General features: G+C 26.6%; 13 protein-coding genes and 1 riboswitch. Of the genes, 5 read left to right on the forward strand and 8 right to left on the reverse strand.

All coding sequences use genetic code 11. The annotated features are described in order from the left end of the window. Position 1: 1 nt before the first annotated feature. From ribH to ribD, 4 genes are all read right to left on the reverse strand, one after another. The gene (gene ribH, locus CLPA_RS00715; protein ID WP_003440368.1) at positions 2-463 is read right to left on the reverse strand and encodes a 6,7-dimethyl-8-ribityllumazine synthase; all 462 of its coding nucleotides are present in this window, start codon (positions 461-463) and stop codon (positions 2-4) included. Between the two features lie 124 nt (positions 464-587). Beyond that, on the reverse strand, positions 588-1,790 hold the full coding sequence (locus CLPA_RS00720; RefSeq protein ID WP_003440370.1) for a bifunctional 3,4-dihydroxy-2-butanone-4-phosphate synthase/GTP cyclohydrolase II: 1,203 nt from the start codon (positions 1,788-1,790) through the stop codon (positions 588-590). Between the two features lie 66 nt (positions 1,791-1,856). Further along, positions 1,857-2,513 carry a riboflavin synthase gene (locus CLPA_RS00725; RefSeq protein WP_003440373.1) on the reverse strand — a complete coding sequence of 219 codons (657 nt, stop codon included), beginning with the start codon at positions 2,511-2,513 and terminating at the stop codon, positions 1,857-1,859. 41 nt (positions 2,514-2,554) lie between these two features. Further along, positions 2,555-3,649, reverse strand: coding sequence for a bifunctional diaminohydroxyphosphoribosylaminopyrimidine deaminase/5-amino-6-(5-phosphoribosylamino)uracil reductase RibD (ribD, locus tag CLPA_RS00730; protein WP_034830332.1), 1,095 nt, complete (start codon positions 3,647-3,649; stop codon positions 2,555-2,557). A gap of 145 nt (positions 3,650-3,794) precedes the next feature. After that, positions 3,795-3,909, reverse strand: a riboswitch (FMN riboswitch). A gap of 521 nt (positions 3,910-4,430) precedes the next feature. Here ribD and CLPA_RS00735 point away from each other — a divergent pair. Then, positions 4,431-5,681, forward strand: a complete 1,251-nt coding sequence (locus CLPA_RS00735) for an EAL domain-containing protein (protein ID WP_003440387.1) — start codon at positions 4,431-4,433, stop codon at positions 5,679-5,681. A 212-nt stretch (positions 5,682-5,893) separates the two neighbouring features. Here the strand turns inward: CLPA_RS00735 and ispF are convergent, their stop codons facing one another. Continuing rightward, a complete protein-coding gene (gene ispF, locus CLPA_RS00740; protein ID WP_003440390.1) occupies positions 5,894-6,367 on the reverse strand; it encodes a 2-C-methyl-D-erythritol 2,4-cyclodiphosphate synthase in 474 nt (157 codons plus the stop codon). Between the two features lie 905 nt (positions 6,368-7,272). Here ispF and CLPA_RS00750 point away from each other — a divergent pair. Both CLPA_RS00750 and CLPA_RS00755 read left to right on the forward strand, forming a co-directional pair. Then, entirely contained in the window at positions 7,273-8,163 is an 891-nt protein-coding gene (locus CLPA_RS00750) for a polysaccharide deacetylase family protein (RefSeq protein WP_003440393.1), read from the forward strand. A 32-nt stretch (positions 8,164-8,195) separates the two neighbouring features. Further along, positions 8,196-9,110 carry a polysaccharide deacetylase family protein gene (locus tag CLPA_RS00755; protein ID WP_003440396.1) on the forward strand — a complete coding sequence of 305 codons (915 nt, stop codon included), beginning with the start codon at positions 8,196-8,198 and terminating at the stop codon, positions 9,108-9,110. 47 nt (positions 9,111-9,157) lie between these two features. On the opposite strand, the gene CLPA_RS00760 is transcribed toward CLPA_RS00755, so the two are convergent. Together CLPA_RS00760 and CLPA_RS00765 are read right to left on the reverse strand one after the other, a co-directional pair. Beyond that, complete coding sequence (locus CLPA_RS00760) at positions 9,158-9,655, reverse strand: anti-sigma-I factor RsgI family protein (RefSeq protein WP_003440399.1); 498 nt, start codon at positions 9,653-9,655, stop codon at positions 9,158-9,160. 35 nt (positions 9,656-9,690) lie between these two features. Then, entirely contained in the window at positions 9,691-9,930 is a 240-nt protein-coding gene (locus CLPA_RS00765; protein WP_003440402.1) for a hypothetical protein, read from the reverse strand. 282 nt (positions 9,931-10,212) lie between these two features. On the opposite strand from CLPA_RS00765, the gene CLPA_RS00770 reads away from it, so the two are divergent. Beyond that, complete coding sequence (locus CLPA_RS00770; RefSeq protein ID WP_003440404.1) at positions 10,213-10,491, forward strand: hypothetical protein; 279 nt, start codon at positions 10,213-10,215, stop codon at positions 10,489-10,491. Between the two features lie 22 nt (positions 10,492-10,513). On the opposite strand, the gene CLPA_RS00775 is transcribed toward CLPA_RS00770, so the two are convergent. Beyond that, entirely contained in the window at positions 10,514-11,500 is a 987-nt protein-coding gene (locus tag CLPA_RS00775; protein ID WP_003440406.1) for a putative ABC transporter permease, read from the reverse strand. A gap of 264 nt (positions 11,501-11,764) precedes the next feature. Between CLPA_RS00775 and CLPA_RS00780 the strand changes: the two genes are divergently transcribed. Then, complete coding sequence (locus CLPA_RS00780) at positions 11,765-12,526, forward strand: YdcF family protein (protein ID WP_003440409.1); 762 nt, start codon at positions 11,765-11,767, stop codon at positions 12,524-12,526. Positions 12,527-12,786 lie beyond the last annotated feature (260 nt).

Here is a 12,786-nt window from a genome sequence, read left to right on the forward strand (position 1 = left end):
TTTAAAGTTCTTTTATCATATTTGCCATTTCTATAGCAGTAACTGCGGCATCATAACCTTTATTACCAGCTTTAGTACCAGCTCTTTCAATTGCCTGTTCAATAGTGTCAGTAGTTAAAACGCCAAAAATAACCGGAATTTCTGTTTCAAGAGACACGTGGGCTACACCTTTAGATACTTCATTGGATACATAATCAAAATGAGGAGTAGAACCTCTTATTACAGCACCTAGACATATGATTGCATCATAATTTTTGGATTTTGCCATTTTTTTTGCTATAAGAGGAATTTCGAAAGCTCCAGGCACCCAAGCTATACTTATATCATCATCTTCAGCTCCGTGTCTTTTTAATGCATCAAGGGCTCCAGTTAAAAGTTTTCCACCAATAAATTCATTAAATCTTCCTATAATTATTCCAAAATTTAAATTGCTAGCTATTAAATTACCTTCATATGTTTTCATAATATTATCTGATTTTTTAAATTACCTTAAAGTTAATTTATTACATACTTGCATTTAAATAAATTATTACAACAGATAATTTGCACATCAGATATTTACACCACCTTTTTAATAATTTTATTTTCTAAAACTTTAATAAATGTCCTAATTTTTCTTTCTTAGTCTTTAAGTAAAATTTATTATTTGAGTTGGAAGGAGATTGAATAGGTACTCTATTAACTATCTCTATACCATACTTGGACATAGAATTTATTTTTCGTGGATTATTAGTCATAAGATTGATTTTTTTTACTCCAAGACTTTTTAACATTTGTGCACTAATCCAATATTCTCTTAGATCATCAGGAAATCCTAAGGCTAAGTTTGCTTCAACAGTATCCATACCATTATCTTGAAGTTTATATGCCTTTATTTTGTTTAAAAGACCTATTCCTCTGCCTTCTTGACTCATGTAAAGTATAATTCCTTTTCCAGCTTCATCGATTTTTTTCATAGCTTCATGAAGTTGATCACCACAATCACATCTTGAAGAACCAAACACATCCCCAGTTAAGCACTGTGAATGAATTCTTACAAGGGGTGCTTCAGAATCGGAAGAAATATCCCCCTTTACTAAGGCTATATGATAATCACCGTTTATAGAATTTTCATATCCTATAATTTTAAAGTCACCATATTTTGTAGGCATATTTGCTTCTGAAACTACTTTTATAAGTATTTCATTGGCTTTCCTATACTCAACTAAATCTGCTACAGTTATAATTTTTAAATTATGTTTTTTTACATATTCCATTAATTGAGGTAGTCTTGCCATTGAACCGTCCTCATTCATTATTTCGCAAATTGTACCAGCAGGATAGAGACCAGCAAGTTTTGCTAAATCTACAGCGGCTTCAGTATGTCCTGTTCTTTCTAATACTCCATTAGGTTTAGCTGCCAAAGGAAATACATGACCAGGTCTTCTGAAATCTTCTGCTTTTGAACTTGGGTTAATTAATTGAAGTATAGTTTCAGCTCTATCATAAGCTGAAATTCCAGTAGTAGTATTTATACCATCTATAGATACTGTAAAGGCAGTATTATGAGATTCGGTATTTTTTTCTACCATTAAACCTATATTTAATTCTTTTAATCTTTCATTTACAATAGGAGTACAAATAAGACCACCGGCATACTTTGCCATAAAATTAATAGCTTCAGGGGTGACTTTTTCAGATGCAATTATTAGGTCACCTTCGTTTTCTCTATCTTCATCATCTACTACTACGATCATTTTACCTTCTTTGATATCTTCTATGGCCTCTTCAATAGTATTAAATTTATACATATAATTAATCCTGATTTTTGAAAAAGAATTTATAAATCAGGATTTTCACCTGCCTTTCTTTTTTTATTACATAAAACCATTAGAACTTAAAAATTCCAAATCAATACCTTTTGATTGTGAAAGTGAAGAATCTTCTTTTTTCAATAAAAATTTTTCTACATATTTGCCCACTATATCGCATTCAAGGTTAACTTCATCACCAATGTTATTTTTTAGCAGTGAAGTTACTTCTTTTGTATGAGGAATAATAGATACTTTAAAAGTTTTGTTATCTACATAGGCTACAGTAAGGCTTACTCCATCAATGGCAATAGAGCCTTTTTCTACTATATATTTTAGTAATTCGGCAGAAGTATTAATGGTAATCCATATTGCATTGTCTTCATTTTTATAGCAGGTAATAGTTCCTACTCCATCAATATGACCGCTTACAATGTGTCCACCTAAGCGGCTGCTTAGCTGCAGAGCTCTTTCCAAATTTACACTAGAGCCTACAGACAGATTTTTAAGATTACTCCTTCTAATAGTTTCAGCCATAACGTCTACAGAAAAAGTGCATTTATTGAAGTCAACAACGGTTAAGCATACACCGTTAGTACTTATACTATCCCCAAGTTTTAAATTATCTAATACCTTATGAGCTTTTATTGTGATTTTAGCGGATTTAGTACCTTTGGTTATTCTTTCAACTATACCTGCTTCTTCAACTAAACCTGTAAACATAAAAATTAACCTCCATGATAGTTTTAAGATATATTTTATTATTAATGATTTTTTTCTATATAACCTTCAATTAGTATATCCTCTGCAAAATTGTGGATATTGATATTCTTTAATCTAACAGCATCTTTCATAAATGAAATTCCCTCACCGCCTATTGGAGTTTTTGCTTCATTACCGCCTATAAATTTAGGAGATATAAAACTATAAACTTTATCTATTATATTTTCTTTTAAAGCAGTATAATTTAAATAACTTCCACCTTCTAGAAGTATGCTGTCTATTTTAAATTCACCAAGTGTCTTTATGAGATAATTTAAATCAACTTTTCCTTCTTTTAAAGGTGTTATTATGACGCAAGCCCCCATATCTTCCAGGGTTTTAAGTTTTTTTGAATTAGCCTTTTCTGTAGTAGCAATAATAGTATTTGCTTTAGAATTAAGGTTTAGTACATTAGAATCTAAAGGGATTCTAAGGGTGCTATCAACTATTATCCTTTCTGCATCGGTACCGTTATTAAGTCTTGTAGTCAAAAAGGGATTGTCTGCTAAAATGGTACCTATACCAACCATTATTCCAGAGACTGTATTTCTCAAATTATGAACATAATTTCTAGAAGCTTCATTTGTAATCCATTTTGAATCTCCTGTACAAGAGGCGATTTTCCCATCTAAAGTCATGGCTGTTTTCATTATGCAGAAGGGAAGCTTTGATGTAATGTATTTTAAAAATATTTCATTAAGTTTTTTACATTCATCTTCCAGGATACCTGTAACTATTTCTATACTGTTATCCTGCAAAATTTTTATTCCTCTACCGGAAACTAATGGATTTGGATCTTTTAAAGCTATAACCACTTTTTTTATTCCTTTTTCAACAATAGTTTTCGCACAAGGAGGAGTTTTACCATAGTGGGAACAAGGTTCAAGGGTAACATACATAGTAGCCCCATTAACGTCTTCTATAGAATTTTTAAAAGCATCTATTTCAGCATGATCTCCACCATAAATATGATGATATCCTTCCCCAATAATTTTATTGTTTTTTACAATAACAGCACCTACTAAAGGATTTGGATTTACATAACCTTTACCTTTTTTCGATAGCTCTAAAGCTCGCTTCATATATTTAGTATCCAAAAAACCACCTCTAAATTTAGATATACTTTTTGTTAAATTAAAAAAATAAAAGCCCTGAAATTATTTTCAGGGCTTTAGTAAGCTGCAAGATACATAAAACTATTATTATAAAAAAATTAACGACTTAATAGAATTATGTAAAAAACATTATCTTCTTTCATCCAGACTGTACTGTTGGCCTCGGAGTTTCACCGAATCAACCATTATGGTTCGCGGGCTATACCGCCAGTGGGGAATTTCACCCCGCCCTGAAGATTGTATTCACTTGTATAGTAAAAAAATAACACTTTAAAATTATAATGTCAATAACAAATTTATAATTAGTAAAAATTACATATTAAAAATATAAAATTGGATATTATGTAAATTTATTAAGTAAATTTAATTGTATAAATAGTTTGATAATATCAAAAAATATAACATACTAAGGCATATAAAATGTTGATTTTAACAAATAAAAAATATTATAATAAAGTATTAAATAGAATACATTGCTTTATTATAATAAATTTTTTAAAAGATAAAATCATATATTAAAGATTAGGAAGTATATAATTATCTAAAAAGTCTAATTTTATGATAGAATAAACTTGAAGAAAGATAAATTTATTATTAAGTAATAGTATAAAATTAAATTTATAAATTTTATTTAGTAATTTTTAAGTATAAGAAGTATAATCTTTAGACAATTTAAAAGTAAAAAACACAAATAATGTTGCAGAGTATTAATTGTACAAATATAATATACTTATAATAATTAATAAGAAAGGCGGGCTGAATTTTGGATACGAAAAAAGAAGGCATAAGCTTAAACATAAATAATATAATAGAACAGAAAAACCTGCAATTGGTATTTCAACCTGTGGTATCTGTAATAAAAAAATCAGTTATAGGGCTTGAAGCATTATGTACAGGTTCTTTAGATGCAAATGGTCAATTTATCAGCAGAGATTTTTTATTAACTCATGCATCAAAAGAAGGTGAAGCTATAGAATTAGATAGATTATATAGAGAAAAAGCTTTGTCGAATTTTGTAAAGCTATATAAAGAAAACAAAGATATGTTATTGTTTATAGATATAAATATATCTATAATAGATAAATATATAGGTTCTAAAATTTTATTAAATGTTGTAAATGAGTATAAGATAGAGCCTAAAAATATAGTATTAGAGATAGTGGCAGAAAAAATAGATGATGTAGAAGCTATGCAAAAGTTTATTAATTTTTATAGAAGCAGAGGATTTTTAATTGCCCTTGAAGATTTGGGTGCAGGTTTTGCTAATTTAGATATGATTTCTTATGTAGAGCCAGATATAATAAAAATTAATAGTGCTATTACTAAGGAAATATCTTATAACTATTACAAACAAGAAATATTTAAGTCTCTTATAAATCTATCTAAGAAGGTTGGAGCCCTTGTAATTGCTGAAGATATAGGAACTGAAGCAGAAGCTATGATGGTTATGGAATTGGGAGCGGATATGATTCAAGGACCAGTATTTAGTGAAGGTATTAATATAGAAAATGTAAATCTATCGGATATAAAAGAAAAAACTAGACAGTTATCTATAGAGTATAAGGATTATATGATAGAAGAGATAAATGCTAAGGAAAAAGCTCATGAAGATTATAATAACATAATAAATAATATCATAGATAGACTTAGCAAAGAAGACAGCAAAAAATTTGATATCATAATAGATAAAATTGTAGAAGATTATTCTATCCTAGAATGTGTGTATATATTAGATAATAATGGATGTCAGGTTACTGATACGGCAACTAGATGTAAAAATATGCTGTCTCAGAAAGCTCTTATATTTCAACCAGCTAAAAAGGGAACAAATCATTCTTTAAAGAAGTATTATTATTTTCCAAAGAGTATGCATTTAGATAGATATGTAACAGAGCCCTATGTTTCATTAGCTACGGGAAATCTTTGTATAACAATATCAGCTAATTTTAAGAATAGTTTGAACGATGAATATATTCTCTGCGTAGATTTTAATCCAGATTATATAAATATTTAACTTGTATTTATAGATATACAATTTTATAATAAGTATAAATAATTAAAATATGCTAGGATTTTTAAGCATTTATTCTAAGCTTAAATTTACCTGTAAGGTTATTTATATAGTATTAAAAAGTTAATATTATTTTATTTTAAAATTAAAGTTATAAAAAGTCATATAAATTAAAATTAATATGACTTTTTTGTTAAATTATATATTAGATTTAACTATATATCTTCTAAAAGGCATATGCTTTGGGAAGATATACCTTCACCATTTCCAGTAAAGCCAAGCCCCTCTTCTGTAGTGGCTTTTATGTTTATTTGATTTAAAGTGATATCAAGCGTATTAGCTATATTTTTTCTCATTTCCATTATATATGGGCTCATTTTAGGTTTTTGAGCTATTATTGTAGCATCTATATTTCCTATTTTATATCCTGAAGTATTTATAAGAATTCCAACTTCTTTTAATAGATGAAGACTGCTTATACCTTTATATTTTTCATTATTATCTGGAAAATGAGTTCCTATATCACCAAGAGATGCGGCTCCCAATATACTATCCATTATAGCGTGAAGTAATACATCTGCATCTGAATGTCCTAATAACCCTTTTATATAATCTATTTCAATGCCTCCAATTATGAGTTTTCTATGCTCTACAAGTTTATGTACATCATATCCAATTCCTATTCTCATACGTATAGCACCTCCTGAAAATTAAATAATAAAATAGTAATTAATGATATTAATATAATCATTTAATTACTATTTTAACTGAAATTTTTATTAAGAAAAGTGTCTTTTGTTAAGTATACGTTTACAATCATAAGAATTTTTTTTATTTTCAAATTTATTAAGAAAAAATAATTTTTTAATAAAATTTTTTATTTTAATAAAGAGAGGAGTACTTTGGGCTGATAGAACTTTTCTTTCATTAAAATCTACATAGACAATATTATTTTTCATTATAAATCACCGGCCCTTTATATATTTAATTAGTATTATTTATTATTCTACAATATAATAATACTATTATATTAAGAAAATGTTAATAGTATTCAGAAAAATAATTTATATTTTTTGAATCTTTAGATGATTAAAATAATAATATTAAATCAGTTATACATATATCCAATTTTGTGATTAAATGTTGATTGGTATGATAATCTGAATAGCCTAATCTAAAAAATTTTAAACGTATATTTCAAGTTGGATATATATATAGTACTAAATTTTTAATTTGATTCTAAATAATAAATGATCATATCAAAGAAGGTAATATATTGAGGATAAATGTCATAAATATTAACTAAATTATCAACATGTTATACACAAAACTGTGGATAATTTATGTGAATAAAATTATATGATAGTGAATTTATGTAAATAAACTTAAATTACACAAGTTAGTAACATGCTAATTGTGGATAATGTGTATAACATTCATAAAAATATCTATATAATTGCCATGAGGTGCTTAGTAATGAGATAATTACTTATGGAATATGGATAAATGTGTACTTTTTTGATAAAATATAATAGTCGATAAATATATTAACAATTTAATAATTAGAAATAAAATTATTGGGAAGGAAATAGTAATGAAAAGTGAGGAAAAAAAGATAATAGGGGCAAGTTTTTTTATATTGTTAGTGGTAATTATCTGGGCTGTAATTGTCAATGTCAATAAGGATAACAGTGCTTCTAAAGCAAATGCAAGTATAGCATCAAATTCTAATTCCACAGTAGATAAACAAAATTTAAAGAGTGATAATCAAACTGACAAACAAGTTCCAATGAAAAGTAATGATAAAGGGGTTCCAATACTTATGTATCATAGTGTAAGCAATGACATAGCACCCGCAGGCTTATCTGGACTTAGAGTGACCAAAGATAATTTTGATGCCCAAATGAAGTATTTAAAAGATAATGGTTATTATACTTTAACTATGGACGAAGTCAGTAATTTCATAACAAAAAATAAACCAATTCCTGAAAAATCTGTAGCATTAACTTTTGATGACGGATATAAAGATAATTATACTAATGTGTATCCTGTTTTAAAACAATATGGATTTAAAGCTACGGTATTTGTAATAGCTGGTAATATAGATAAAAATGCAGATTATTTAACTACAGTTCAGTTGAAAGAAATGCAGAATAATGGAATAGATATAGAAAGTGGTACATATGAGAATTTAAGGCTTGGAAATTTGACGGCTGCGGAACAATTAGAAAGTCTTCAGAATTCAAAACAAGTCTTAGAATCAATTTTAAATAAAAAGGTTAATTATGTATCTTATCCTTTTGGAAGTTATAACACTAATACTTTGAATGCAGTAAATAAGGCTGGTTATCTATTGGGACTCAGCAGAGATGGAAGATGGAGTTATAAAACAGATGGTATATATAAATTAAGTCGTGTATACATAGGACCAAAACATACAGAAGATAATTTCAAAGAGAGAATAAATAATAGCAATTATCAATAGGATCAATAATATATCCTTGGGAGGAAGGAAATGTGAAAAAAAATAAAATAGTACCAATATCCATAATAGGTTTAGTTTTGGTTTTGCTAAGTATTATTGCTGCCTATATAATTACTGAGAAGAATAATTTCACTTCAATTGAGAATTCACAAAAAAATATTGTTAATGATAATAAAACCGACGTTAAAGTTAATAAAGAAAATCAGTCAAAATATGTTAAACCAAGAGAATTTAAAGGTGAAAATTTGATATATAATGATAAACAAATACCTGTTCTTATGTATCACAGTATTGCAGATAACAGCAATGTAACAAATTTGGCCAGTAAGAGTATTATATTGCCCCCAGAAGTTTTTAGGGAGCAAATGCAGTATTTGAAAGATAATGGATACACTACTTTAACTTTGGATGAATTATATAATTTTTTAAAGAATAATAAGCCGGTTCCAGAAAAATCTGTAGTTTTAACTTTTGATGATGCCTATAAAGACAATTATACTAATGCATATCCAATACTTAAAGAGTTTGGGTTCAAGGCAACAATTTTTGTTATTACAGGAGGCACAGATAAAATTGGTGCGTATTTAACCTCAGATCAGATAAAAGAAATGTATGCTAATGGTATAGATATACAAAGTCACACAGTAAATCATGAGGACCTGGATAAATTGTCTTTAGAAAAGCAGCAGGAAACCCTTGTTCAGTCAAAACAATTTCTTGAAAAGCTTCTAAACAAGAAGGTAGACTTTATTGCATATCCTTCTGGAAAGTATAATAATTTTACGGAACAGGCTGCTAAAAATGCGGGTTACACTATGGCATTTACAATAAATAGTGGTTGGGCTAATAGAGATACAAATATATATTTTTTAAATAGAGTTTTTGTAAATGCATTAAAGGATTTTGAGCAATTTAAGGAAAGACTTAATAATTCAAACTATGAATAATATATAATAAAATTAGAAAAAGTAATAGGTGAATAAAAATTAATCTATTACTTTTTTTCTCTTCCATTTTCATTTATAGTCAGATCAAATTTTTTTTCTTTAACAATATTGGAAAAGTTAGATATATCCAGAGAATTACCAGAGATTAAAATAGATATTTTTTTCTTTGATTCATTTGTATCATCTACAGGGTTTACATAATTATTTGCTTCAGCTTTGCCTAAAATAATAAGCAGGGCATCATTTATATTTTTGTGTTTAATATTATTGTGACTTATTATAGCGTCGCCAGAGGAATTCGTTGAAGATACATCTATTACTTTATTCCATCTATTAACTTTTAAGTTTATAGATATACCTGCATTTACAATTACTAAACTTGTAGTATAGGAATAAATATAATACGTAATTATAATTGTAAATATTATTAGTATAGATAAAACAGCCATAGGGCGTTTTATTTTTATAAATTTATTTGAAGACGCATTCTTTTGTGTTTTAAATTCTTCTAGATTTATGGTTTGTGAATCATTAACTTTATTCATTATAATCACCTATAATAAATTTTCATAAAATAATATTAATTTGTTTTAGCTTTATATTTTATATATTCTTCATTTAAAAATGGTGCTGGAAATTCAAATATTTTTTCATGTCCACATAAAGAACAAGAACATTGACAAATATCATAGGGTTCATCATCTATAATTAGTATTTCTAGTGCACTTGCTTCATAATCCCCTCCACAGATTTCACAGGGAGTGTTATTTATAACTTTATACTCACTTTCAATATATTTCATTATATCAGTTAATATCATTTCCTGCCTCCAGTTTAATAATTAATGTATTATAAATATATATTTATAATACATTATAACATATATTCTTCAAAAATAATAAAACATATTGACATACGAACTAATGTTCTGTACAATGTATATACGAACAGAAGTTCGATGGAATAATGGCCTTCGTAAATTAATATTCTATATAAAGAGTGACAATTAGAGAAGTAAGTTTGTAATAACAAGCGGGTGTACAAACTCCTGCTAAATAAGACTTATGGAGAATTATATATTGAACTTAAAGGAGAATTATATATGGATAAGGATAATTTATTTGTAAAAATTGACTATGTAATTAATGATTCAGATGTTAAACAAGACAAGAAAAAAGCTATAAGTAATACTAAAATAAGAAATTCAGATATAAAGGCAAGTAAATATTTAATTGGTGGGGGTGTATATAATAAAAATGGGGGAACAATAATATTTAAGGCAAAAAATTTACAGGAAGTTAAAAATGTAACCTCACAAAAGCCCTTAGTTAAAAACGCTTTTATGAGGTATGATGTAGTCATAATTCCTAAAAGTATTTAAAAATGAATTTTAAATTAATTGTTTAGTCTTTCTTTTTAGATTTTAGGTTGATGAGCTTAATTTTTTTCTGTATATCAAGCAGTGATTTAGTAATATATTTAGATTTTAAATTGGGATAAGCTTTGAAAAATCTTGAGTGATTATAGGCAATTTTATTTAATAGATTATTATAATTATTTTTCAATTCCTTTATTTTTTTGCTAATAGAATTAAATATATCTATTTCCTCTTTTGATAGTTTGTTGGATAATTTAAGGGAGATATTATAGGTTGTATTTTCTAGTATATCATTTATATCCTCAAGTTTATTAGACAAGCTTTTACTTGTATTTTCTAATACATCTGTAAACTTACTCTTTATATTTCTAGGGGCAGCAGGTATATCCATGGGTCTTATAGAATATCCAATTTGTTTTATTGTATTAAGTTTATTTTTTAATTCTAAAGAAATATTGTAAATTTCAATAAATAGTCCTTTTAATTTTATTAGAGATAGTACTGTTATATATAGATCCACTATAAAATATACTATTAATGCATACATAATAATTATTCCATAGTTTAAAGGTATAAAACTTACCAGTGGTTCTATAAAATATGGTTGAATAAAAGTTAAAATAATAAGTGAAACTAAAAACCATATTGTGGAGAATTTAATGCATATTCTGCCTTGAAGGTTAAAAATAGTATCAGAATAATCCCACCATTTAGTATTAAATAGCTTTTCAAGAATAAAGCCTGTAATATATTCAACAAAGGATGGAAGAAAAAGAGAAAGTAAAATTAAGAATATTATATTGTTTTGAAATGATTTGGATATTGCCAATAGAGATATAGCACCAAAGCCATAGACAGGACAAAAAGGACCGTTTAAAAACCCTCTATTTACAAATTCTCCTTTAATTTTAGCAGCATAAATTATTTCAGCACACCAACCTAAAAAAGAGTAAATTAAGAAATAAAAAAATATATGATGAAATTGAGCATAAAATGGAAGTAAATAAAGCATGAATGTCCTCCCTTTAATTGTTTACAACAATAAAAATACCTTATTAGAAGTTTAATTATAATGTCTAATTTTATATTATATATTGATACATATAAATATATTTTTATATGTATCATACCATATTTATTTTGAAAATCTATACGATACATGAAAAATACATAATATTTTAAAATAGTATATAAACTTCATGAAAAATAGGCTAAAATTTAATTATATATTGAAGCAAGTTCTTAATTCAGGTTAAATTTTGACAGGAGGTATTTTATGAACTTTAAAACACACTTATTTGAAAAATTTATGATAATATTGGGCTTATTAAATATATTGTATTTTATAATATGCTTCTTTACTTTTAGGATAATAGTGAATTTTTCAGGATTTTTTTTATTGCTTGGATTTATTTTGATAGTAATAGGGGCCTTAGGAATTAAATTTCCACAAAAATATAAAATATTAATAAGAATTTTTAAAGGCCTTATCAGTTTTATTTTAATAGTCTTTATTATTCTTCAGGCATGCATTATTTATAATGCCAATACAGGCATTATAAATAATGCAGACTATATTATGATATTGGGCGGCGGTATAAGAGGAAAAAGTATGCTTTTAATTCAGCTTCAGAGAACAGAAAAAGCTTTAGAATTTATAAAGAAAAATCCAGATGTAAAGATTATAGTTTCTGGTGGACAAGGACCAGGAGAAGATATATCAGAAGCAGAAGCCATGAAAGAGTATCTAATAAAACATGGTGTAAATAGTGAAAATATAATAAAAGAAGACAAGTCCAAAAATACTATGCAAAATATGAAATATACAGCAGAAATTTTAAAAGCTGCAGATAGTGGAAATGATTTAAGGATAGGTATAGTTACAAGTAATTTTCACATATTCAGAGCAAAATTTTTAGCAAGAAGAGCTGGGCTTAATGCGGAAGGCATATCAGCACCATCTAATGAACTTTTGTTACCCAATTTTTCTGTAAGAGAATGTTTTGCTATTATAAAATCGTTTTTTTTAGATAAATAATAAAATTATAATTTATGTAAGTAGTTAACTATTATGAAAATTTAAAGTATAATTATTATTATTAAGATGTTGTACAAGCTAATTATTGAAATAGTAAAAATTTAAATGTTAAATTTGTGGTATATTAGTGAATTTGATTAATATACTTTAAAGAAAATATATTAAAAGTAAAATTTATTAAGCTTTAAATTAAAGTAAGAATAAAAGCTTTAATTTATATTTTAATTAATTATAAAATAATGTCATTTTATGAAAGGGAG

The sequence above is a fragment of the Clostridium pasteurianum DSM 525 = ATCC 6013 genome, assembly GCF_000807255.1.
In the GTDB taxonomy this organism is placed as follows: domain Bacteria; phylum Bacillota; class Clostridia; order Clostridiales; family Clostridiaceae; genus Clostridium_I; species Clostridium_I pasteurianum.